22 protein-coding genes are annotated in these 23213 nt (G+C 71.7%); 10 read left to right on the top strand and 12 right to left on the bottom strand.

The features are described from left to right. From ACFY1H_RS48165 to ACFY1H_RS48155, 3 genes are read right to left on the bottom strand one after another with little or no spacing between them, the layout of a single operon-like run. Entirely contained in the window at window positions 1-1353 is a 1353-nt protein-coding gene (locus ACFY1H_RS48165; RefSeq protein WP_366585869.1) for a hypothetical protein, read from the bottom strand. Between the two features lie 3 nt (window positions 1354-1356). Beyond that, entirely contained in the window at window positions 1357-2460 is a 1104-nt protein-coding gene (locus tag ACFY1H_RS48160; RefSeq protein WP_386956607.1) for a WXG100 family type VII secretion target, read from the bottom strand. Between the two features lie 28 nt (window positions 2461-2488). Next, entirely contained in the window at window positions 2489-3265 is a 777-nt protein-coding gene (locus tag ACFY1H_RS48155) for a WXG100 family type VII secretion target (RefSeq protein WP_386956606.1), read from the bottom strand. Between the two features lie 135 nt (window positions 3266-3400). Between ACFY1H_RS48155 and eccCa the strand changes: the two genes are divergently transcribed. Continuing rightward, window positions 3401-7354: a type VII secretion protein EccCa gene (gene eccCa / locus ACFY1H_RS48150; protein WP_386956604.1), complete on the top strand. Its 3954-nt coding sequence runs from the start codon at window positions 3401-3403 to the stop codon at window positions 7352-7354. Between the two features lie 40 nt (window positions 7355-7394). Here the strand turns inward: eccCa and ACFY1H_RS48145 are convergent, their stop codons facing one another. Next, window positions 7395-7802: a DUF6086 family protein gene (locus ACFY1H_RS48145; protein ID WP_366585861.1), complete on the bottom strand. Its 408-nt coding sequence runs from the start codon at window positions 7800-7802 to the stop codon at window positions 7395-7397. A gap of 529 nt (window positions 7803-8331) precedes the next feature. Between ACFY1H_RS48145 and ACFY1H_RS48140 the strand changes: the two genes are divergently transcribed. After that, a complete protein-coding gene (locus ACFY1H_RS48140) occupies window positions 8332-9036 on the top strand; it encodes a S1 family peptidase (protein ID WP_386956603.1) in 705 nt (234 codons plus the stop codon). A gap of 88 nt (window positions 9037-9124) precedes the next feature. Continuing rightward, window positions 9125-9604, top strand: coding sequence for a nucleotidyltransferase domain-containing protein (locus ACFY1H_RS48135; protein ID WP_386956602.1), 480 nt, complete (start codon window positions 9125-9127; stop codon window positions 9602-9604). 7 nt (window positions 9605-9611) lie between these two features. On the opposite strand, the gene ACFY1H_RS48130 is transcribed toward ACFY1H_RS48135, so the two are convergent. Genes ACFY1H_RS48130 through ACFY1H_RS48120 form a run of 3 tightly spaced genes read right to left on the bottom strand, consistent with a single transcriptional unit; the run spans window position 9612 to window position 12481 of the window. Beyond that, window positions 9612-9983 (bottom strand): hypothetical protein, encoded by a 372-nt coding sequence (locus tag ACFY1H_RS48130; RefSeq protein WP_386956601.1) that lies wholly within the window; start codon window positions 9981-9983, stop codon window positions 9612-9614. Window positions 9984-10000: 17 nt separating this feature from the next. Further along, window positions 10001-11467, bottom strand: coding sequence for a class I adenylate-forming enzyme family protein (locus tag ACFY1H_RS48125; protein ID WP_386956600.1), 1467 nt, complete (start codon window positions 11465-11467; stop codon window positions 10001-10003). A 54-nt stretch (window positions 11468-11521) separates the two neighbouring features. Further along, window positions 11522-12481, bottom strand: a complete 960-nt coding sequence (locus tag ACFY1H_RS48120) for a hypothetical protein (protein ID WP_386956598.1) — start codon at window positions 12479-12481, stop codon at window positions 11522-11524. 225 nt (window positions 12482-12706) lie between these two features. Between ACFY1H_RS48120 and ACFY1H_RS48115 the strand changes: the two genes are divergently transcribed. From ACFY1H_RS48115 to ACFY1H_RS48090, 6 genes are all read left to right on the top strand, one after another. Continuing rightward, window positions 12707-13051 (top strand): WXG100 family type VII secretion target, encoded by a 345-nt coding sequence (locus ACFY1H_RS48115; RefSeq protein WP_326569543.1) that lies wholly within the window; start codon window positions 12707-12709, stop codon window positions 13049-13051. 21 nt (window positions 13052-13072) lie between these two features. After that, a complete protein-coding gene (locus ACFY1H_RS48110) occupies window positions 13073-13372 on the top strand; it encodes a hypothetical protein (protein WP_285969303.1) in 300 nt (99 codons plus the stop codon). A 97-nt stretch (window positions 13373-13469) separates the two neighbouring features. After that, window positions 13470-13868: a hypothetical protein gene (locus ACFY1H_RS48105; protein WP_366585848.1), complete on the top strand. Its 399-nt coding sequence runs from the start codon at window positions 13470-13472 to the stop codon at window positions 13866-13868. Further along, window positions 13865-15166 (top strand): WXG100 family type VII secretion target, encoded by a 1302-nt coding sequence (locus tag ACFY1H_RS48100; protein ID WP_366585846.1) that lies wholly within the window; start codon window positions 13865-13867, stop codon window positions 15164-15166. Before ACFY1H_RS48105 ends, ACFY1H_RS48100 begins: the two co-directional genes overlap by 4 nt. A gap of 16 nt (window positions 15167-15182) precedes the next feature. Further along, window positions 15183-16484 carry an alpha/beta hydrolase gene (locus tag ACFY1H_RS48095; protein WP_386956596.1) on the top strand — a complete coding sequence of 434 codons (1302 nt, stop codon included), beginning with the start codon at window positions 15183-15185 and terminating at the stop codon, window positions 16482-16484. Further along, window positions 16481-16843, top strand: a complete 363-nt coding sequence (locus ACFY1H_RS48090) for a hypothetical protein (protein WP_366585842.1) — start codon at window positions 16481-16483, stop codon at window positions 16841-16843. The genes ACFY1H_RS48095 and ACFY1H_RS48090 overlap by 4 nt, the downstream gene beginning before the upstream one ends. A 435-nt stretch (window positions 16844-17278) precedes the next feature. Here ACFY1H_RS48090 and ACFY1H_RS48085 read toward each other — a convergent pair whose 3' ends face one another. The 5 genes from ACFY1H_RS48085 to nadA all read right to left on the bottom strand — a co-directional run bounded on the left by ACFY1H_RS48085 (window position 17279) and on the right by nadA (window position 22429). Further along, window positions 17279-17641 carry a hypothetical protein gene (locus ACFY1H_RS48085; protein WP_386956595.1) on the bottom strand — a complete coding sequence of 121 codons (363 nt, stop codon included), beginning with the start codon at window positions 17639-17641 and terminating at the stop codon, window positions 17279-17281. Then, a complete protein-coding gene (locus ACFY1H_RS48080; protein WP_386956594.1) occupies window positions 17638-18810 on the bottom strand; it encodes a S8 family serine peptidase in 1173 nt (390 codons plus the stop codon). Before ACFY1H_RS48080 ends, ACFY1H_RS48085 begins: the two co-directional genes overlap by 4 nt. Before the next feature lie 72 nt (window positions 18811-18882). Further along, the gene (gene nadC / locus ACFY1H_RS48075) at window positions 18883-19782 is read right to left on the bottom strand and encodes a carboxylating nicotinate-nucleotide diphosphorylase (protein WP_366585836.1); all 900 of its coding nucleotides are present in this window, start codon (window positions 19780-19782) and stop codon (window positions 18883-18885) included. Next, a complete protein-coding gene (locus ACFY1H_RS48070; RefSeq protein WP_386956593.1) occupies window positions 19779-21419 on the bottom strand; it encodes an L-aspartate oxidase in 1641 nt (546 codons plus the stop codon). The genes nadC and ACFY1H_RS48070 overlap by 4 nt, the downstream gene beginning before the upstream one ends. Then, a complete protein-coding gene (nadA, locus tag ACFY1H_RS48065; protein ID WP_386956592.1) occupies window positions 21416-22429 on the bottom strand; it encodes a quinolinate synthase NadA in 1014 nt (337 codons plus the stop codon). Before nadA ends, ACFY1H_RS48070 begins: the two co-directional genes overlap by 4 nt. A gap of 113 nt (window positions 22430-22542) precedes the next feature. On the opposite strand from nadA, the gene ACFY1H_RS48060 reads away from it, so the two are divergent. Next, entirely contained in the window at window positions 22543-23178 is a 636-nt protein-coding gene (locus ACFY1H_RS48060) for an NUDIX domain-containing protein (protein WP_366585923.1), read from the top strand. Window positions 23179-23213 lie beyond the last annotated feature (35 nt).

The raw sequence follows: 23213 nt of genomic DNA, 5'->3' as shown, positions 1-23213 counted from the left end.
TCACCAGGACCCCACGTAGTTCACGGCGTCGTCCCACGTGTGCCCGACGTAGTCCGCGGCCTCACCCGCCGCGTTGCCGACGGCGTCGACCGCCGCGCCGCCGTACTCGCCGATGGTGTGGCCCAGTTTCGGCAGATCGATGTCGATCTTCGCCCCCACGCCCGCGCCGAGGCCGAGCGCGACGCCCGCCTTGAAGTTCACCTTGATGTGCCCCGCGTCGTACACGGCCTGGCCGTCGAGCTGCGCGCCGAGGCCGTACTGCAGGGTGCCGTTGGCGCCGACCCCGACACCGGCGACGTCGGCCGAGACCTCGCCCTCGACCTTGCCGCCGACGAACGCGTTGCCGTGCAGCCCCAGCCCGTGGGCGCCGAGCTGCGCCGAACCGCTCACCTCACCGCCGGCGAAGACCGACGCCTTCCCTTGCGCCTCCGCGACGCCGTACTCGAGCTTGCCGTCCGCGCTCTTGTCGAGCGCGGCGAGCTGGGCGTGGCCCGACGCCTTGGCGTCCCAGCCCTCGGAGGTGATTTTCCCGTCGTACTCGGGGGAAAGGCCGTCCTGGTCGTGCTGGGTCTTGTAGTAGGTGATCTCGGTGTTCTTGAACGCCTTGTCCTTCAAGGTTTCCGGCTCCGGCTGGCCGAACGGCGTGTCGGCCTTCTTCGGCGCGCGGGTGCCCTGAAGGCCGTCCCAGGTGAGCTTTTTCCAGCCGGAGTTGCCGAACCACGAGGGCACGGTGCGCGGCCGGCTGCGGCCGTCGAGCGGTTCGCCGTTGAGCCAGTGCAGCGCGCCCGTGCTCCACTTGCCGAGCTCGTGTTCCAGCCGGCCGACGCCCTCGGGCGGGAAAAGCTGTTCCAGCGCTTCGGAAAGCTCGTCAGCCACCTGTTTGGCCATCGCGACGGCCTGTTCGCCGAGCGAGCGCGCGGCCGAGATGAACGCGCCGACCGCATTGGGGTTGGCGGCCTTGGCCTGGCTGGTGAGCTGCGCGCCGTACTGGTCGAACTGTGCGAGCACGGAGTCGAGTGCCTGCCGCGCCCATTGCAGCAGCTGCGCGGCCTTCGCCAGCCGCTGCGCCTGGTCGGCCAGCTTGGTGCCGTCTTCGGTCAGCTCGTCGGCGGACTTCTGCGCGGCCGTGGCGTAGGCGGTGTAGGCGGCGCCGTCCCAGTCGGTGTGGAGGTCCTTGGCCGCCTGGGAGATCTCGGTCGCCTTGCCGGACACCGTCGACGCCTGCGTGCTGCACTGCTGCGAAGCGGTGTTCAGCGCGGCCGGGTCGCCCGTGACCCGGCGCTGGTACTCGAGGAGCACCTGCCGATACGAAGACAGGACCGAGCTGACGACCCCGGAGGCGTCGACGGCCATGGCCTAGGCGCCCTTCGCGTCGATGCCGACGTGCTGCTGGAAGTGCTGGCCGTTGTAGGTGAGGTCGAGGTCGATGTCGAGGTCTTGGCCCGCGGGCGCCTCGACCGTCGACTGGCCGGTGGACAGGTCGGTGTGGATCACGACCTCGTTGGCGCCGGCGGGGGCGATCGGGCTGACGGTGCCGCCGGTTCCGCCCGCCGGGGGCGTGATCGGCGTGGTGCTCGGGGCCGTGCCCGGAGCCGAGGTGCTCGGGTCGACGGCGATCCAGCTGTTCGACGGGTCGAGTGGGGTGCCGTTGGCCGTCACCGGCGTGGTCGGCGTGTTTCCTGTGGTCCCGGCCAGCGCGGGCGGCGTGTAGTTCGTGAACGGCGGCTGCCCGGCCGGCGCGGTCGCCCCGCCGCCGGCACCGCCGCCGGTGCCCCCGGCGATCGCCTGCTGCCCGGCCGCGCTCGCCACCGACGGCGGCGCCTGCGGAGCCGTGACCGGCGTGCTCGACACCGCCGTGTTGCCCGTCGCCCCGGCCGCGGCGGCCGAACCCGCGTCACCGCCGTGGAACAGCTTCTCGATCTCGCCGATGATCTGCGCGACCTGCGTGATCTGGTTGGCCAGGTCTCCCGCGCCGAGTGCCTTGAGCAGCGCGCCGATCGCCGTGATGAACGCCTTGAGCGAAGCGCTCGTGGCCGTGGACAGGGCCACGGCGGCGCCGTAGGTCCACCAGTTCGACATGAGCGACGCGACGGTGGGGTTCACCGCGGAGACCACCGAGCGGTAGGCCTCCTGCGCCGTCTTCACGAGCGTGCCGGACACGCCGAGCAGCTGCGCGCCCTTCTCGATCACCCCGATGATCTTCGTGAGCTGGTCGAGCGAGTCGGTGATCTTCTTCAGCGCCGTCTCCGACGCGGCACCGGACCAGACCTTGCCCAGCTGGTCGGCCGCCTTGCTCAGCTCGGTGTAGAGCGACGCGAACTCGCTCGCCTTGTGCAGCAGGTCGAGCACGTGCTTCGCGATCTGCTCCGGCTGCCCGGTGACGATCTGCGGCAGCGTGGTGATGGGGCCACCCGAGGACGCCGTGGCGTCCATCGCGCTGGAGTTCGGGAATGTCAGCATCGGACCTCACTTGCTCGGGAGTCGGGAGTCAGACGGATGCGGGCCGGTAGACGCTGAGCTTGGCCAGGCCGCCGAGGCCGGGGTCGACGAGTCCGTGGTTGTAGAGGGCGCCGCCGTCGCCGGCCACGCCGATCACCGGGCCGGAGTCGGCGAACAGCAGGGGTTCGACCACCACGACGTCGCCCGCGTGCACGCCACCCGGCACATCGCCGAAGGTGCGGGCGGTGCCGGAGTAGACCTCGATCAGGCCGACCCGGGCCTGGTTGTCGGCGTCTCCGGCGAGCCAGTCGTTGAAGTCGGCGACGCCGTGAAAGCGAGCGTCGGTGATCGGGTGCTCGCCCAGCTTGCCGAGGTCCGCGTCGCCCAGGTAGCGCAGCACGTTGCCGACGGAGCTCGGCTCGCCGTGGGCGCCGGCGCTGTCGTTGATCGCGATGGTGGCCAGCTCGCCGGCGTGCGGGGTGCCCCAGATCGACGACGAGGGCGCGGCCGCGGTGGAAGTGCCGCCGCCGTAGCCGCTCGCCGCGGCCTGGTCGGCCGCCTGGTAGGCGTCGGCGCTGGTCTTGACCAGGCCGTTGATCTGCTGCAGCAGCTGCAGCAACGTGCGCACAGCGGTGACCTGGGTCGACTGCAGCGCCGAGTTGGCCGCCGCGACGGCGCTGCCGAAGGCCGCGAACGACGTCGGCTGGACCACGAGTTTCTCGAGGTCGGCGACCGCGTTGATGCCGTGGGCGACGATGCCGCCGACGTTGCCCACGATCGAGCGCATGGCCTCGGGTTCCGCCCGGTACTCGCCCGCGGTGACCATGGCTCTCCTTCCTGGGTGCGTCGTGCCGCCTCCCCCGCGAGGGTGGCCTCGGCAGAGCGTAAAAGCGTGCCCGGCTGCGAGCGGACGGCAAAAGTACCCACCAGGACGGCCGCGGTGGTGGCGAAAATACGGGGTATGAGCCCGTCGGTCGACCGCCTGGACCTGCTCGGCGAGCAGCCCGGGGAGATCATGCTGCAGTCCCCGCCGATGCTGCCCAAGAGCGGCTCGGGCGGGCTGGTCCAGCTCATGATGTTCCTGCCGATGATGCTCGGCATGGGCGCGATGTCGTTCGTCTACATCGGACGCGACGGCGGCGTGATGACCTGGATCTTCGGCGCCCTGTTCGTGACCGCGATGGGCGGCATGGTCGTGATGTCGCTCGGGCGCGGCGGGATGGCCAAGAAGGCGCAGATCAACGAGGAGCGCCGCGACTACCAGCGATACCTGGCCGGCCTGCGCACGAAGGTGCGCGCGGTCGCCGACGAGCAGCGCGCGGCGCTCATCGCGCAGCAGCCCGACCCGGCCGACCTGTGGGCGTACGTGGAGACCGGCCAGTACTGGGACCGTCGCCGCGGCGACCGGCACTTCGCGCTGGTCCGGGCGGCCACCGGCCCGCAACCGCTGGCGACGCCGCTGCGCGCGCCGCAGACCGTGCCGCTGGAGGACCTCGACCCCGTCTCGTCGACGAACCTCAAGTACTTCATCCGCACGTATTCCACTGTGGAGGGTTTGCCCGTTTCGCTTTCGCTGCGCTCGTACGCGGCGGCGACGCTTTCGGGCCGGCGCCCGGACGTGCTCGGGATGACGCGTTCGCTGCTGGCGCAGCTGGTGACGTTCCACTCCCCCACCGACCTGCGCGTCGCGTTCTGCGTGGCCCCGGACCGACGGCACGACTGGGAGTGGGCGAAATGGCTGCCGCACGCCACCGCGCCCGCCCTGACCGACGCGACGGGCCGGCGCCGGCTCGTGGCCTCGGGCCCGGTCGAGCTGGCGGAGCTGCTGGGCCCGGACCTGGGCGACCGTCCGGCGTTCACGCGCCGGCCGGGCACGCCGCAGGACCTGCCGCACGTGGTGGTCGTGGTCGACGGCGGCGGCACGCAGGGCGAGCCGCGGCTGCTCGCCGAGGAGGGCCGGCTCGGGATCACCGTGCTGGAGGTCGGCGGCGAACAGCCGCGTGCGGCGTCGAACGAGCAGCTGCTGAGCCTGCACGTCGCGCCGGACCAGCTCGGCATGGTCGTGCTCGACGGCGGCACCGAGGCGCGGCTGGGCTTCCTCGGCACGCCCGACCAGCTCGACCGCGGCGCGGCGGAGGCGCTCGCGCGCACGCTGACGCCGCTGTACCAGGGCACGGCCGTGGTGAGCGAGAAGCCGATGTCGGCGACGTTCGGGCTGGCGGGGCTCCTCGGCATCGGCGACCCGCGCGACACCGACACGACCGTGACGTGGGCACCGCGCGCGGCCCGCGACCGGCTGCGCATCCCGCTCGGCGTGAACCCCGAGGGCCGGTCGGTGGAACTGGACTTCAAGGAGTCGGCCGAGGGCGGCATGGGCCCGCACGGGCTCGTGATCGGCGCGACGGGTTCGGGCAAGAGCGAGCTGCTGCGCACGCTCGTGACCGCGCTGGCCGTGACGCACTCGTCGGAGAAGCTGAACCTGGCGCTGATCGACTTCAAGGGCGGCGCGACGTTCGCGGGCATGACCGGGCTGCCGCACGTGTGCGCGGTGATCACCAACCTGTCCGACGACCTCGCCCTCGTCGACCGCATGGCCGACGCGTTGAACGGAGAGCTCCTGCGCCGTCAGGAACTCCTGCACTCGGCCGGCAACTACGCCTCGGTGCGCGACTACGAGAAGGCGCGCGCCGACGGGGTGCCGCTGCAGCCGTTGCCGTCACTGCTGGTGATCATCGACGAGTTCTCCGAGCTGCTTTCGTCGCGGCCCGAGTTCATCGACCTGTTCGTGGCGATCGGGCGGCTGGGGCGTTCGCTGGGGATCCACCTGCTGCTGGCTTCGCAGCGGCTGGAGGAAGGCCGGCTGCGCGGGCTCGACTCCCACCTGTCGTACCGGATCGGGCTGCGGACGTTTTCCGCTTCGGAGAGCCGCGCGGTGCTCGGGGTGGCGGACGCGTACCACTTGCCGCCGGTGCCGGGTTCGGCGTATCTGAAGTCGGACAACGACACGTTGACGCGGTTCAAGGCCGCTTATGTGTCGGGTGAGCTGCCGCCGCGGAGCACGATCGTGCGTGAGGACGGCCGGCAGGTGGGGGTGCTGCCGTTCACCTTGGACGCGGTGGAGGTGCCCTTGGCGGCGCCGGTTCCCGTGGCCGAGACGGCCGAGACGGGCACCGGGGAAACCATCATCGGCGCGATGCTTTCCCGGCTGGAAGGCCGTGGCCCGGAGGCCCACCAGATCTGGCTGCCGCCGTTGTCCGAACCACCCACGCTGGACCAGCTCCTGCCACCGCTGGGCGACGACCCGTCTCGCGGCCTGTGCCCCCTCGGTTGGGGCGGCAACGGCAAGCTCACCATCCCCGTCGCCCTGGTCGACAAACCCTTCGAACAACGCCGCGACATGCTCTGGGCCGACTTCTCCGGCGCGGCCGGCAATGCGTTGGTGGTGGGCGCACCGCAAAGCGGCAAGTCGACTTTGCTGAAGGACATCGCGGCGATGCTCGCGTTGACCCACACCCCTGCCGAGGTGCAGCTCTTCATCCTGGACATGGGCGGCGGCGCACTGGCCCCGATCGCCGGTCTGCCGCACGTCTCGGGCTACGCCACCCGTCGTGATGCCCAGCGGTGCCGCCGGGTGGTGGCCGAGCTGACGACGTTGCTGGAGCAGCGCGAGGAGTTCTTCGCGGCTCAGGGTCTGGAGTCGATGGCCGCGTTCCGCGCGCGGCGCTCGGAGTTGGTCGAGAGCACCGACGGCCGCGAATTCGGCGACGTGTTCCTGTTCGTGGACAACTGGACGACCATCCGCCAGGAGTACGAGCAGCTGGAGGAACAGATCACCGGGCTCGCCGCGCGCGGTCTCGGTTTCGGCATCCACGTGATCGTGACGGTGAACCAGTGGATCGGCGTCCGCGCCCAGCTTCGTGACGCCATCGGTACCCGTTTCGAGCTGCGCCTGGGTGATCCGGCTGATTCTTCGATCGACCGGAAGGTGGCGTTGAATGTGCCGGCCGACCGCCCCGGCCGTGGCCTGACTGCCGACAAGCTGCACTTCCTGGCCGCCCTGCCGCGCGTCGACGGCGACCAACGCCCGGAGACGATCGGTGCCGGCGGCCTGGATCTGGTTCGGCGGGTGACTGCGGCGTGGCCTGGTTCTCGGGCTCCTCAGGTGCGTTTGCTGCCTTCGGAGGTGCCGCTGGAGTCGCTGCCCTCGGCGGCTTCCGGGCGAGTCGTCCTGGGCATCGCGGAGTCGACCCTGCGCCCGGTCGAGCTGGACTTCGCCGCGGACCCCCACTTCCTGGCCTTCGGCGACGTGGAGTCGGGCAAGAGTTCTCTCTTGCGGGCTCTGGCTTCGGGCATCTCCACCGCCTTCTCCCCCGACCAGGCCCTGATCCTGGTGGGCGACTACCGGCGTGGCCTGCTGGGCGCCGTTGATCAGCCGCACCTGCTCGGCTACGCCGGTGCGGAGAACACCTTGACGGACCTGGTGGGCCAATGCGCCACGGCGATGCGGAACCGGCTGCCGGGCCCGGACGTGACGCCAGAGCAGCTGCGCTCGCGGTCTTGGTGGCGGGGGCCGGATCTGTATGTGTTGATCGACGACTACGAACTCGTGGCCACGGCTGGGAAGAATCCGCTGTTGCCGCTGCTGGAGTTTTTGCCGCAGGCTCGGGATATCGGGCTGCACCTGATCATCGCCCGCGCTTCGGGTGGGGCTGGGCGGGGTCTTTACGAGCCGGTGTTGCAGCGGGTGCGGGAGCTGGGGTCGCCGGGCCTGATCATGTCGGGCACGAAGGAGGAGGGCCCGTTGCTGGGTGACGTGAAGCCTTCACCCCAGCCCCCGGGCCGGGGGACGCTGGTGTCGCGTCGGCATGGGACCGGGTTGGTGCAGGTGGCGTGGACGAAACCAGTGGAGTCCTAGGGTTGGAGCCGGCCCTGCCCGAGCCCGAGGCAGACTTCCGTCACATCACCGGACCGGCCAGCGCGTCGCGGAGATCGAGCAACTCGCGCTGGACCTCGTCGGCGGGCTCGAACGGCACTCCCGCTCGGTCGAGCATCACGAGGCAGACCCCGAGAAACCCCCGAGTGAGCTCACGGTACATGCGATTCGCGACCACCGAACTCGCCAACAGCCGCTGGACGAACAACGCCAACGCCGGCGGGTCGATACTCCAGAAGTCGTTCGCACACATCCCGAAGCCGGCCGCCTCGAGGTCGAGGTTCTCGTTCGCCGCGAGCGTCTCGGCCATATTCATGAAAAACTTGCCGATCTGCAGCGCGGGGCTCCAGACCTCCTCGTCACCGACGAAAAAGATGTAGCTCATTTGCGGGAACTCCAAGTGGATGGTGGCCTCCAGGGCCGCGGCCATTACGTCAGTCCGCCGACGGCTTCTGCTTCAGGAATTCGAGTACAGGAGGCGCATCAGCGCGGCGTCAGGAGGGCGCCGGCGGGTGCCGGATTGCGACTTCGCCATGGGGTGAGCCGCTGGAGTAGGTCACGTCCCAGTTTTCGTCGAGTTCGAGCCGCAGTCGGCGGGCCAGGTCCCAGCCTCGTGCGGAGAAGTGGCGTTCGGCCTCGTCCGAGAGGAAGGCCAAGCCCGCGCTTCGGCGGAGACCTTGATCGACCGCCAGAGCACCGGTTCGACGACCGCGTCCATATTCGGCCGCCGTGGCCAAGGCAGCCAGTCCGGCCAACGAAACCCGCTCACCATGACCCCCCGAGCAACACACCCTCGACCAGATCAACGATACGGCCCGGCACAACCGCGATTCCCCACGTTCCCGACGCGGCCCGGCACCCTACTTCCGTCGCATCGAGACCCGACGGAAGTAGGTTATCAAGTTTCCACATGCCACCTACGTTGGTGAAAACATTTCAACAACCGGAGGGGCTCACACATGCGTTTCGCGAAGGCAGTGGCCGTGGTGGCGGGGGCGGCCGCGGTGTTCGGCGTGGTGTCGGCGGGGGCGGCGAGCGCCGGACCGCGGATCATCGGCGGCGAGACCGTGGACTCGGCGCCGTGGGGTGCGCAGGTTTTCTGGGACGACGCAACGGACTTCGGTGGGTTCGAGTGCTCCGGCACGATCATCGCCTCGCAATGGGTGCTCACCGCGCAGCACTGCCTGAACGCGCCGGGCATGCACGTGAAGGTCGGCAACGTCGCGCTGGGCCAGGGCACCGAGGCGGCCGTGGACCAGCAGAAGGCCTCGCCCAACGGGGACATCGCGCTGCTGCACCTGTCGTCCGCGGTGGACGCGACGTTCATGAAGCTCGGCGACGCCGACCCGGAAACCGGTGCCACCAACCAGATCTACGGCTGGGGCCGCACCGAGGGCAACAACCCGCCGTCGGACACGCTGAAGACCGCGGACGTCAAGGTCACGGGCCAGGGCACCGACGCGTTCAACGGCACGGCCATCACCAGCGAGGGCGTCACGGGCGCCTCGTGGCACGGCGACTCCGGCGGCCCGCAGCTCGCCGACGGCGTCCAGGTCGGCGTGTGCTCCACCGGTGAGAACTCGGGCAGCGACAAGAACGGCACGCAGAACTACGCGAGCGTCGCCGCGAGCCGCGACTGGATCAAGCAGACCGCGGGCGTCTGATTCCCGTGCCGAGCCGCCCGCCGCATCCTGTGGCGGGCGGCTCGTTATTGCGATGCGCCCGCCGGGCCGGTTCGGCACACTCGGTTCCGTGCTCACCGCCGAGATCGCCTTGGACGTGTTGTCCCGTCTGCGCGCCGCCGGCTGCCACGCCTGGATCGCCGGCGGCTGGGGCGTCGATGCCTTGCTGGGCCGCGAAACCCGCGCGCATTCGGACCTGGATCTGCTGCACCGGGCCGACGAAGAGCCCACGGTTCTCGCGGCACTGCACGACTTCACCGAATCCGACGACTTCCGCCCGGTCCGCTTCGTCCTCACCCGCCCCGACGGCGCATCCCTCGACCTGCACCCCCTGCACTTCGAGGCCGACGGCTCCGCCACCCAGGCCGGCGACTCCTCCGGCGGCCTTTTCCGCTACCCGGCGGACTGCTTCGTCACCGGGGCAATCGGCGGCGTCACCGTGCCGTGTCTGTCGGTGGAGCAGCAACTCGTCTTCCACGAGGGCTACGAACCCCGCCCCCACGATCTCGCCGACGTCGCGGCCCTCCGAACAGTCTTCGGTCGGCCCTGAACGGTCGCTACCACTCCGACGACATGTTCTCCGACACGAGGACCTCGAGCACTGTGCCCTCGCGCGTCTCGCGCGTGATCCGCATCGTGCCCGCCGCCAGAAAGCCCTCGGCGTCGGCGCCGTGGATCTCCACGAGCTTCGCGGGCCTGCTCAATGCTTCCGGGTAACGCCCGTGCCGATCAACCAACAGGAGCCGGACCGGACCGCGGTAGTGCGTCGACAACTCGACTCTCAGAACACTGGAGAACGCCAGTCGAACGACGTCCGGGTAGTCGTCCGACCACGGAGTCCGCAAGGACAGCTGCAAGTGGCCGACCCCGTAGCGCCACAGCTGAAGACCTCGGTCACTGGACCACAACGTCTTCGGTTCGTCGCTCAAGCACACGATGGTAGCCGTCAACCGAGCAGCCCCAGCAACGCCGCCTTGTCCGGCTTCCCCGAAGCGGCCACCGGTACCTCGTCGATCACCTTCACCAGCGCCGCCTCCTCGCCGACGAAACCGGCGATCACGGCGCGCAAAGCAGCCACGTCCGGAACTCGACCCGGAGCCGGCACCACGAAAGCGTGCGCCGCTTCGCCGGTGGCAGGGTTGGGGGCCGCGACGACGTAGGCCTGGTCCACGTCGGCGTGCGAGGCCAGAGCGCGTTCGATCGGACCGGTGTAATGGATGACCGCGTTGACGATCACGACGTCCCGGGTGCGGCCGGTAAGGTGGAGGAAGCCTGAAGCGTCGACGTGGCCGATGTCCTGGGTGCGGACCCAGCCGTCCTGCAACACCGAGGCCGTCTGCGATGGATTGCCCCAATACCCGGAGAACTGGCCGGCCGAGCGGACGTAGATCTCGCCCGAAGCGCCGGGCGCGACGGTGGCCCCCGAGGAGTCGCGGACGGAGAGCTCCACGCCGGCGCAGGGGCGGCCGGCCGAGGCCAGCGCGTCCGGGAACGCGGCGACGTCCGCGGGGGTCAGCACGGTCAGCTTGCCCACCTCGGTCTGGCCGTACGCCTGCTGCATTCCCGGCCCCACGCGGGAAAACGCCTCCGCCATCAAGCCCGGCGCGACGGGCGAGCCGGCCACGACCAGCATCCGCACGGAGCTGAGATCCACCGGAGTGGTCCGCAGTACGTCGAGGATCTTGTACAGCCGCGGCACCGTCGTCAGGGCCGCCGTGATGTCCAGCCGCGGCAGGATCCACGGGAAATCCGGGAGCTGCGCGGGAATCACCACCGTTCCGCCCGCCAGCAGGCAGGACCGCAGGTGCGTGATCATCACCGCGCTCGTCAAGGTGCCGAACAGCAGGAACCGCCGGTAGCGCGCCGCCAGGTCCGCGGGGCTCTCCTCCGGGCGCTGCTCGATGCCCTGCGCCGTCAACGCCGCGAAGCTGTACGTCACGCCCTTCGGCAAGCCCGTGCTGCCGCTGGTGAACACGACCCAGCCGATGTCCGAAGGCCGCCCGGCGGGCACGGGTTCCTCGAAGACCGACAGCAGTTCCGGCCCGACCCGCAGGATCTTCGCCCCCGCGGCCGTCGCGCGCAGTTCCGGTGTCTCCGACGCCTCGTCGACGACGACCGCCGCCAGGTCGCCCACCACCGTCCGCAGGTGCGCGACCGGCAGGCCCGCGCGGATGCCGACGGTGCGGCACCCCAGCGTCTGCGCGGCGATCTGCGCGGCCCACCCCTCCGGCGTCACGGCGGTGGCGACCCCGACGCCGTCACCGCGCGAGACGCCCGCGCCCCGCAGGGCGGCGACGAAGCGGCCGATCACGTCGCGCGCCTCACCCCGCGTGACCTTCCGCGGGCCGTGCTCGAACGCCACCGCGTCCGGCTCGGAGCTGAGCGCGTCGAGCACCGCCTGCGGGTAGACCATCGCACCATCCCTCGTCCGAGCCGGAAACGCAGGACCATCCCTACCCGGAAGATCTCAGAATTCCGTCAGAGCATGCACTCTCGGTGAACGCAGCGACAGCGCCACTCCCGCCGCCACCACCACGATCAGCCCCGCCGCCGCGGACAGCGTCCAGAAGTCCGGCCGGACGATCGACTGGCCGCGCAACGCCTGCCACGTCACCAGAGCCAGCACCCCCGCGTAGCCGACGACCGCGGTCCGCACCAGCCGCCGGCGCACGAGGTCCGACGACAGCACGGGATACCGCCGCGCGAGCGCCACGAGGGCCAGCGCGACGAGCGGCAACGCCTGAATCGCGTGGATGCCCACGAAGTGCGGGATCCACAGATCGCCACCCACCGTGCTCCAGCCGAGCAGCGGCAGCCCCGGCCCGCCGTCCGCGAGACCGACCGTGTGCCCGCCGAACGTCGACGGCCGCTCCCCGGCCGCGTACATCGCCTTCTGCTCCGGCGTCGCCGAGAACATCAGCAACGCCAAGCCCATCCCCACGGCCGCCAGCGCCGTCCCCCACCGCAGCGCCGACGCGAGCGCCCGGTCCGGCAGCTTCTGGAACAGCAGCAGCACGACCACGGCGGCCGTCGCGCCCCACGCCGTGAACGCGCCGGTGGCGACGATGTTGTTGATCGTCACGTCGGCCGGGGTCGCGCGGTTGAAGTGCAGCGTCCGGTCGCGGACCACGACCTGCCACACCAGCAGCGTCATGTCCATCCCGATGCCGACGGCGAACACCGTGCCGATCCACCACCCGGCCCGCCGGCCGCGCCGCAGCAGCGTGAGCAGCCACGCCAGCGTCAGCACGTACATGCCCACCGACACCGAGAACTTGAACGGTTTGGCCCACAGCGGCGCGTTGACGAGCGTGCGATCATCGAACACCAGCCCCAGCGCCGACACCACGAGCAGCAGCGCCATCGCCCCCGCGAGCACCACGAGCGGCCGGTGCAGCCGAGCGAGTGAAATTCCCCCAGTCGTCATGCCTTCAGGGTCGCGAGACCGGCGGGAAAGGGCACTGGAGAGCGCCCCCGTCCCCGCGGTGGGGCGCGCCCCACCCCGTGTAGGTAATAGTGCCGTCAAAGCGACCGGCAGTTGTGCCGTTTGACCACACCTCCGGGTTTTCTAGCGTGACATTCACAACGCGCGGGCAGGGGCAAGCCTCTCGCGCACCGGGATCTTCCGCGAGAGGGAAGGAGGTGGCCCGTCATGTCCAGTCCGGGATTCCAGGCAGATTCCGCTGCGATGACGCGCGCCGTCCAGGGCTTCGAGGAAACCGCGTCGAACGCGAAGACGACCATGGCCAGCTTGGAGTCGGAGCTCACCGAGACTCTGCGCAACTACAAGGGCGACCAGGCCGTGGCGTTCTGGGACCTGCAGCGCCGGCTCCAGGAGAAGATGCAGGCCGCGGTGAAGGAGCTCGACACCATGTCGCAGCTCGTGCACACGAGCCACACGAACTACAACACCGGCGACTCGGACGTGCACCAGAGCTTCCAGAGCGTCGGCCACAACCTCGAGGGCGCTTCGGTGATCCCTCGCCTCAACCTTTGAGTCACGGAGAGGACCGGCAAGATGGCTGACGTCGTCGAAATCAACTTCGCCGCGCTGCAGTACAGCTCGGCGTCGCTGGCCGCCAAGGCCAAGGCACTGACCTCGCAGCTGGAGCAGCTGCACCAGAACCTCCAGCCGATCACGGCGACGTGGTACGCCTCCGGCAGCTCCGCCGGTGAGGCCGCCCGCCAGGCCGAGACGCGGCTGCGGCAGGCCACCGCCGACATCGTCGCGATCATCGCGCAGTTCGGCGGCAAGGTGGGCGACGCCCACGACCTGCAGTCGCAGCTGGAGAACCGCAACCAGGGTCTGTTCGCCTGATCCGCTCCCGACGTCGGTCGGCCGGTGCGAGAAACCCCCCGCTCGCACCGGCCGACCGGCTTTCCAGCGTCCGTTCTGCACGAGAGGGTCGGGACCGATGCACGACCAGTCGTACTACGTTCACCTCCAATCGCTGAAGGACTTCGTGCGGGAGCTGGAAACCCAGATCCACGCGATGTCCAAGCCCGACGACTTCCTCAGCACGCTCGGCGACCACCCGCTGCTGTTCGGGGAGTTCGGGGAAGCCGGCTCGCTCGTCGACGCCCACCGCGCGGCCGTCGCGGAGATGCGGGGACTGCTCGAACAGGTCCGCGGCGCGATCACGTTCGCGCAGGACGTGACCACCACCGTCGCCGACGGCTACGAGCAGGCCGACCAGTCGGTGGCCGGCGATCTCCACCAGTCGGGCAGCGAGACCGGGCTGCTCGATCCGCTGCTTTCGCTGCTGGGCCTCGGGTCCGGCGGCTCGAACCACTCCGGGGGGACGGACGTATGAGCGGCGCGCGCACCAACTTCGCCGCGTACACGCACCAGCAGCTGTACGCGATGCTGCAGGCCGGCGACCCCAGCAGCGCCCAGGCCGCGGCCGACCAGTGGAATTCCACCGCGATCGGGCTCCACGAGCAGGCCGAGAACCTGTCGAAGGAGCTCTCGGACTTCTCGGGCGAGTGGACCGGTGGCGCGGCGGACCAGTACTCGCACATGATCACCGACCTCGTCGGCGGCATCCGCAAGGTCGCGCAGACCGCGCAGGGCATGCAGCACATGCTGGAGGACGCGGCCGACGCGCTCGTGAAGGCCAAGGCCGAGATGCCGCCGCCGGTTTCGGTGCCGGACGTCTCGCCCGGTGAGGTCGCGCTGGCCGTGAACCCGCCGTTGCTGCCGCCCGACTCGTCGCCGGCGACCCTCGCCGCCGCGGCTCAGCAGCGGCAGCAGGCGATCGCGAACGTCGAGGCGCAGCAGCAGGCCGCGAACGCCGCGGGTTCCGCCCACGCCAAGGCGATCGTGGTCATGACCAACCTGGCCACGAACTACACCACCGCCGAGGACTCGATCCCCGTCTCGCCCAACGCGGTCGACGCGCCTGCCACTCCCCCGGCCGGTGGCGGTGCGTCCGGTGGCGGCGCGACCGGCAACAGCCTGGCCGACCCGGGGGTCGTCGTCGGCACCCCGGCCGACTCGCACCCGCTGCCGGCCGACGGCTCCGTGGCGGGAACGCCGGGGGTTCCGGGCTCCGACCCGGCCACCGCGGGCAGTCCGCTGTTCGGCGACATGTTCACGGCGGGTCTCGCGGCGGCGTCGGCGGCGGCGTTCGGACGGTTCGGTTCGATCATGCCGAAGGTGCCGGCGTGGGCGTCCGGAAAGGACTCCGACGACAAGAAGGACGAGCCGGCGGGCACGAAGCTCGGCGGCGGCGCGGGCACCGAAGGCGGCGCCGGCGGTGGCATCCCGATCGGCGGCGGTGGCGCGCCGTCGCTCGACGGCGGCGGAATCCCCGGCGGCGGAGGGCTTTCCGGCGGCAGCGACGCCCCGGCGGCCCACTCCGGCCTCGCGGGCGACGGCGGCGCGTCGAACGTCCTCAGTGGACTCGCGGGCGGTGCGGCCGGTGCCGCGGGCGCGGCGGCGAAGAGCGCGATGCCGATGATGCCCATGATGCCGATGGGCATGGGCGCCGGCAGCGACCTCGGTTCGGGACGGCGGATCCCGGCGTGGCTCGTGGAGACGGAGAACGTGTGGGGCCAGCAGGCGCCCGTGGCTCCGTCGGTGATCGGCGAAGAGCCGGAAACCTACTGATCGGGAGGACGGCTCGGTGACTGCTGCAGTGGACTCCGGGGGTTACCGGGTCGCTCCCGCCAAGCTCGACGCGGCCGCGGCGGACCTGGGCGGGCGCGCGGGCGCGCTCGAGACGGCGCAGAAGGCCGTGGCGGGGATTTCCGTGCCCGCCACGGCGTTCGGCCAGGTTTCCGCTTCGGCGGACTGCGCCGCGACGTTGAAGAAGACGTTGTCCGAGCTCGGCGAGAAGATCGACGGACAGGTGCAGCGCGCGAAGGTGCTGCAGAACGGGCTCACCGCGTCGGCCGCGGGGTACCGGCGGGCCGACGAGCAGGTGGCGGCTTCCTACCGGTCGTTGCTGCCCGAGGGCCCGCTGCCGGCGGTGAGCGGTCCCGTCGGGGCGGCGGCGAGCGGGGCGTGGGCTCAGGACATCGCGGCGAACCGCACCAAGGTTTCGGCCGCGCTGACTTCGGAGCAGACGCATCTTGCGCAGCTTCAGTCTGCCGGTGGCAGCGCCGACGACATCGCGCGTTCGCAGCGCAGGATCGCGCTGTACCAGGACATTCTGGCGAACAACCGGCAGATCCTGCGGTTCGACCCCGCGGCCGACGGGCGGATCGCCGAGCTCGTGGGCTCGATCCAGCCGGGGACGCGCAACGTCGGGCTGTTCGTGCCGGGTGTGAACACGCGGCTGGACAACTTCCAGGGTTACGCCGACCTCGGCCGCAGCCTGGTAGCCGCCGACCCGACGGGCCGTACGGCGATGGTCGTGTGGGCCGACGGCGATTTCCCGCAGAACCCCCTGGTCGAAGGCCCGGACGCGAGCTACGCGCAGACGATGGCTCCGGACCTCAAGACGTTCGGCGACGAGCTGCGCGGCCAGGTCGACACCCAGACCGGCGGCGCCGCGACCATCACCGCCATCGGCCACAGCTACGGCGGCGCGACCGTCGGACTGGCCGACTCGCAGGGGCTGGCCGTCGACCGTGTGCTGCACGTGGAGTCGGCCGGCATGGGCCACGGCGTCTGGAGCCCGGCCGACCTGCCCGCGAGCCAGGCGGGCGTGCAGCGCTTCTCGATGACGGCGCCGCTCGACCCCATCGTCGTCGCCCAGGGCAACGCCTGGGGCGCCGAGTGGACCGGCATCGGCCACGGCGCCGACCCCGACACGTTCCCGGGCGTCACGGACCTCGCGACGGGTCACGACGCGGCCGGCAACGAGCTCTGGGGCCTGTCTTCCCACAGCGACGTGCTCAAGCCCGGCTCCGACTCGTGGACCAACATCTACGGCGTCCTCACCGGCGGCGCGCTCACGACCGTGCCGGGGGTGCAGCGATGACCCTCCCGTTGCTGGCCGACGAGCTCACGGCCGTCATCGACGGCGTCGCCGCCACCTTCGGCCCCGGCGCCGTCCCCACGGTCGACGGCGAGCTCGACTGCGACCCCGCCCACCCGGGCACCCTGGTGTGCTGGCAGTACGGCGTCCGCCTCGACCACCGCGGCGACGCGGAACACCAGCTGGCGGAATCAGTGCTGCCCTCGCTGGAAGCCGCGGGCTGGTCCGCGCACGACCGCAGCACTCCGCGCGAACTCATCGCCCGCTTCCACCGCGACGGCGCCGACTTCACCGTCCACGTCGCCCGCGCCGGCGGCGGCGTCGCGATCATCGGCTCGACGCGGTGCGTGGTGCCGGCCTGAGGTCATGAGCTGCCGTCGCCCTCGGCGTCGAGGGCAGGCAAGCGGCCGAACCCATTGGTGCAACGGCAAATCCGCACCACGACCGCCGACCGCAACGACCTGCGAGGCAGCGACACCGGCGCGGGACACGGGGTAGCGCGCCTGGCCCGCCGCAACCACCCGCGGCGCGGTTCAGAACGTACTGTGCCCGGACGAACCCATTGGTGCAACAGCAAATACACGCCGCGACCCGCCCACCGCGTCGACCTGCGAGGCAGCGAAACGGGCGCGGAACGCTCGGTAGCACGCCTGACTCGCCGCCGCAGCCACCGCGGTTCAGCACGTGTCGAACCCGTTGGTGCGACGGCGAATCCGCGCCACGACCGCCGACTGCCCGCCCGTTCCGCGCCGTCTTCGCGGCGACCCGGCCGGCGGTCGCGGTGCCGGGGTGAGGTGTCAGCGAAGCCAGCGCAGGGCGGCTTCGGCCGTGTCCTCCGGAGTGCGGTTGAAGGCGATGGCCGCGGTGGGCGCGAGGCGGTGGACGAGGTTCACGACCTGCTCGAAGAGTTCCAGCAACGGCTCGTGGCCGCGGATGCCGCCGCCGATGACGATGCAGCCGTAGTCGGTTTGGGTCAGGGCGGATTCGATGGTGGCCAGCGGGTTGTCGTCCGGAGCGATCAAGCAGAGGTCGGACGCCAGGCCGTGGGTGGCGAAGGTGGCTTGGCCGCGCGCGATGGCGGCCTGGACCGGGGCGGGGTCCCAGCCGTCGAGGCGGGTGGGGTCGAGGCCGATCACCAGGACGCGGCGCACGGGGATCACGCCCCGAACCGGGAGGCGCGCCACGAGCGACGGCGGCCGCGGCGGACGGTGGCGACGGCGATGCCCGCGGCGGCGGCCAGCGCGACGCCGCCGAGGGCGATGGCGGCGGCGGGGACGTCCACGGCCGAGGTGTGCGGGGCCGGAGCAGGGGCGACGGCAGGCAGGGCAACCGGAGCGACCGACGTGCCCGGGCCGGCGACGGAAGCGGGCAGCGTCGACGAAACGGCGGCATAAGCGTCCACCACGCCCCAGCCGCGGCGGGGGTCGTGACCGCCCGACGGGGGGCGCGAAGCAGTGAGGGTCAGGCGGGTCACGACCTGATCGCCCGTGAAGTCCGGGTGGGCGGCGCGCGCCAGGGCGGCGACGCCGGCGACGTAGGCGGCGGCCAGGCCCGGGTCCGTCACCGGCCAGCGGTGCGCGACGGCGCCGCCCGCGCCGGCCGAGGTGCTGACCAGGTCGGCGCCCGGGGCGGCGACGCCGAGGTAGTCGCCGGCTTCGGTCTGGACCGGGGCGCCCGCCTGGTTCGTGGAGCCGACGGCCAGCACGCCCGTCGACGCAGTGGGATAGGTGTGCGCGCCCTGCTGGGTGGCGGCCGCGGCGGAGACCACGACGGCGCCGCGGGCATGGGCGCGCGCGACCGCCGCGTCCAGAGCCGGGCTGTCGAACGCCGCCGGCACGGCGATGAGCAGGACCCCCGCGCCCCGGTCGAGGGCCGTGTCCATGGCGCCCGCCAAGGCGCCGGGGTCGCCGCCGTCGTGGGAAGAAGCGTCGACGTACTGCAGCGGCAGGAGCTTCGCGCCCGGTGCGACGCCGACGAACGTCGTCTCCCCCGAAGGCTGCGCGGCGACGATGCCCGCGGCGATGGTGCCGCGGCCGTCGCAGTCGGACGGGGCCGTGCCGGGGCCGGTGAGGACCTGGCCGGGCGCGAACTGGCCGTTCTGGGCGTCGATCCCCGTGCCGATCACGGCCACGACCTGGCCGTCGCCGCGGGTGAGCGGCCACAGGCGCTGCGGGTCGACGAGCCGCTGGCCCCACGACACGGCGCCGGTGTAGGTGCCGGACGGGTTCGCGCACGCCCCCACCGCGTTCGCGGACCCGGCGACACCGACGGACGACAGGGAAGAGGCGGCCACCAGACCGGCCACGGCGAAGACGGCTGGCCACCTCACCGCGGCACCCTCCCGGAGAATCTCGCTGTCCGACAACGGGATTCTAGTCGAGCGGGCGCCGCGGCGACAGGTTCAGCGCAGGTCCATCCCGAGGTCCAGCGCGGGCGAGGAGTGCGTGAGCGCCCCCACCGCGAAGTAGTCCACACCGGACTCGGCGTAGGCCTTAGCACGGTCGAGGGTGAGGCCACCAGAGGATTCCAGCCGCGTTTTCGGCGAAACGGCGTTGCGCCGCTCCACGGCCTTCGCGCAGTCCTGCGGCGTGAAGTTGTCCAGCAGCACCTCGTCGGCACCCGCGGCGAGCGCCTCCTCCAGCTGCGCCAGGTTGTCGACCTCCACCTCGCACGCCAGCTCCGGGGCGTGCTCGCGCGCCGCCGCCAGCGCGGCCGTGACCGAACCCGCGGCGACGACGTGGTTGTCCTTGATCAGCACGGCGTCGCCGAGGCCCATGCGGTGGTTCACGCCGCCACCGCAGCGCACCGCGTACTTCTCCAGCAGCCGCAGGCCCGGCGTCGTCTTGCGGGTGTCGCGGATCGCGGTGCCCGAACCCTCCACTTCGGACACCCAGCGGGCGGTCGCCGTCGCGATGCCCGAGAGGCGGCAGACGAGGTTCAGCGCCGTCCGCTCGGCCGTCAGCAGGCCGCGCACGGTGCCCCGCACCGCGAGCGCGGGCTCGCCCGCCGCCACCCGCGACCCGTCGGGCCGGCTGGACACCACCTCGTAGTCCGGACCCAGCACCGTGTCGAACACCGCCAGCACCACGGGCAGCCCGGCCACGACACCGGGCGAACGCGGCGTCAGCTCGGCCACCGCGCGCGCGTCGGCCGGGACGGTCGACGCCGTGGTGGCGTCCGGCCCGTAACGCAGGTCCTCTTCGAGCGCCGTGGTCACGACGCGGCGGACGTCGGCCACCTCGAGCCCCGCGTCCACGAGGGCGCGCGAGACGGCGTCGGAAAACGGGAACAACTCGGTCATGCCACACCTTCCAGGGCGATCGGGTCGGCCAGCACGGGCTGGCCGGAGGGGCTGAGCCGGATGAGCTGGCTGCGCTGCCAGACGTCGGAGCGCTCAGGAAAATCGGACCGCACGTGACAGCCACGCGATTCTGTGCGTCGCGCCGCCGCCGCGAGCAACGCCTGCGCCACCACGGTGAGCGCCGCGTCCTCCACGGCCGCGTGCGTCCACAACGGACTGTCCTGCGTGGACAGGTCCACCACGGAACCCGCCGCCGCCAGGCCGTCGGCATCGCGGCCGATCGCGGCGTAACGGCTCATCACGCGCTGCAGCGCGTCACGCTCGGCCGCCGGCGCCGACGTCCGCGAGGGCAGGCGCCCCCGCGACGGGTCCGGCAGCCGCCCGGCCGCGAGGTCGGCGGCCACGGCCTGCGCCACGCGGTGCCCCACCACGAGGCCTTCGAGCAGGCTGTTGGACGCCAGCCGATTGGCCCCGTGCAGCCCGGTCCGGGCCACCTCACCCGCGGCGTACAGGCCGGCGACACCGGAACGTCCGTCCACAGTGGTCACCACGCCGCCGCACGCGAAGTGCGCCGCGGGCGTCACCGGGATCGCGTCCACGGCCGGGTCGAGACCCAGCACCGCGCACGCCGCGTGCACGGTCGGGAACCGCTTCGCGAAGCCGGAAATGCCGGTGGCGTCGAGGAAAACGTGGTCGTCGACGCCACCCGGCGCCAGCCCCATCCGCCGGGTGATCGCGGCCGCCACGACGTCACGCGGGGCCAGGTCGCCCAGCGGGTGCACGCCGGCCATCACCGGCTGGCCGGCGCCGTCGACAAGTGTGGCGCCTTCACCGCGCACGGCTTCCGTGACGAGCGGGCACCGGCCACGCGCCCCGGGCGTGTAGAGCACCGTCGGGTGGAACTGCACGAACTCGACGTCGGCCACGGTCGCCCCCGCCCGCAGGGCGAGTGCCAGACCGTCGCCGGTCGCGATCTCCGGGTTGGACGTCGCCTGGTAGAGCTGGCCGAACCCGCCACTGGCCAGCAGCACGGCCGAAGCCCGCACCACGCCGGGCACGCCGTCGCGGTCCAGCACGGTCACGCCCGCCACCTCGCCGAGCGGGGTGAGCAACGCGTCGACCGCGATGTGGTGCTGCAGCACCGGCACGCGCCGGTCGCCCGCCTGCGCCACCAGAGTGCGCTCCACCTCGGCGCCCGTGGCGTCGCCGCCCGCGTGGATCACGCGGAACGCGCTGTGCCCACCCTCCCGGGTGCGCGCCAGACCCTCGGTTCCGGCGTCGAACTCCGCGCCACTGGCCCGCAGCCACGCCACCGCCGCCGGGCCGCCGTCGAGGATCGAGCGCGCCGCATCTTCGTCGCACAGGCCGGCGCCCGCGGTGAAGGTGTCTTCGGCGTGCTTCGCGACCGAGTCGCCGCGGTCGTGCTCGCCTTCCAGCACCACCGCGACGCCGCCCTGGGCCCAGCGCGTGTTGCCGTCGGACACCGCGGCCTTGGTCACCACGAGCACGTGGAGCCCGAGCTCCTGCGCCCGCAGCGCGGCCGTCAGCCCGGCCACCCCGCTGCCCACGACGACGAGGTCCGCGCGGGCCTCCCACAGCGGGGTTTTCGCCTGCGAAGCGTTAACCGAGGTGGTCATTCGCCGCCGCCGGGTTGGCCGATTTCGATCATCCGCTGCACCGAGGCCCGCGCCCGGGCGGCGGTCTCGAGGTCCACGTGGACCTCGTCCGCGCCTTCACGCAGGCTCCGCAGCAGCGCGGCGGGCGTGATCATCTTCATGTACCGGCAGGACGCGCGGTCGTTCACCGCACGGAAGTCGATCTCCGGCGCGGCCTTGCGCAGCTGGTGGATCATGCCGATCTCGGTCGCCACCAGCACCGAGCGCGCCTTGGTGTCCCGAGCCGCGTGCACCATGTCGCCGGTGGACAGGATCTTCACCCGCTCCGGCGCCACCACGCCCTCGCCCGCGAGGTAGAGCGCCGACGTCGCGCAGCCGCACTCGGGGTGGATGAACAGGTCGGCGTCGGGGTTCTCCTCGGCCCGCGCGGCCAGTTCGGCCCCGTTGATCCCGGCGTGGACGTGGCACTCGCCGGCCCAGATGTGCATGTTCTGCCGGCCCGTCACGCGCTTCACGTGCGCGCCGAGGAACTGGTCCGGCAGGAAGAGAACTTCCTGGTCAGCGGGGATCGAAGCCACCACGTCGACCGCGTTCGACGACGTGCAGCAGATGTCCGTCTCGGCCTTCACCTCGGCCGTGGTGTTCACGTACGACACCACCACCGCGCCCGGGTGCTCGGCCTTCCAGGCCCGCAGTTCGGCGCCGGAGATGGAGTCGGCGAGCGAGCAGCCGGCCCGCGCGTCGGGGATGAGCACCGTCTTCTGCGGCGCCAGGATCTTCGCGGTCTCGGCCATGAAGTGCACGCCGCAGAAGACGATCGTGGACGCGTCGCTGCTCGCCGCGATGCGGCTCAGCGCCAGCGAGTCACCGGTGAAGTCGGCGATGTCCTGGATCTCGGGGACCTGGTAGTTGTGCGCCAGCAGGACGGCGTCGCGCTTGCGGGCGAGCTCGCGCACCTCCTCCGCCCAGTCCGCGTTCGCCTCCACCCCGCCGTACGGGGTCAGGTCCTGCTCATCAACCGTGGTGGTCATGTCTGGCCCTCCTGGACCGTCGACGGGTTTTCGCCTTATAATCGAAAACCGTGCGGAGTCATCTTAACACCCAGACCCCCCTGGCCCACGAGGTTCTGTGCGCCGTCCTGCAAGTGCGCTCGGACACACTGCGCGTGCTCCTGTGGCAGCGCGCGCTCGACCCGCACCTGGGCCGCTGGTCGCTGCCCGGCGGGCGGCTGCGCCCCGACGAGGACGTCGAAACGTCCATCCGCCGCCAGCTCGCGGAGAAGGTCGACGTGCGCCAGCTCAAGCACGTGGAGCAGCTTTCGGTCTTCAGCGCACCCGAACGCGTGCCCGGACCGCGCGTGGTCGCCACGGCGTTCCTGGGCCTCGTGCCGTCGGACGTCGACCCGGAGGTCCCCGAGGACACGCAGTGGCACGACGTCACCGCGCTGCCGCGCACCGCGTTCGACCACGAGGCGATCGTGCTGCGCGCCCGCGACCGGCTGCGCTCGAAGCTCAGCTACACCAACCTCGGCTTCGCCCTGGCGCCCGAGCAGTTCACGATCTCCGCGCTGCGCGGGCTCTACTCCGCCGCGCTGGGCTACCGGGTGTCGGCGACCAACCTGCAGCGCGTGCTGTCGCGCCGGGGACTCCTCGTGCCCACCGGGGACACCGCGTCACCCGGCCGGGCCGGCGGGCGCCCGGCGGCGCTGTTCTCCTTCGCGGGCAAAGGGATGCAGATCACGGACCCGTTCGCAGTCCTCAAGCCGCCGCCGAAAAGGTGACGGACTGCGAGCGTGCCCCGGTACCCGTACGGTGG

This window comes from Amycolatopsis sp. NPDC001319 (assembly GCF_042896185.1).
In the GTDB taxonomy this organism is placed as follows: Bacteria; Actinomycetota; Actinomycetes; order Mycobacteriales; family Pseudonocardiaceae; genus Amycolatopsis.
The sequence above is the reverse complement of the archived record's forward strand: the minus strand, read 5'-3'. Positions and strand labels throughout refer to the sequence as shown.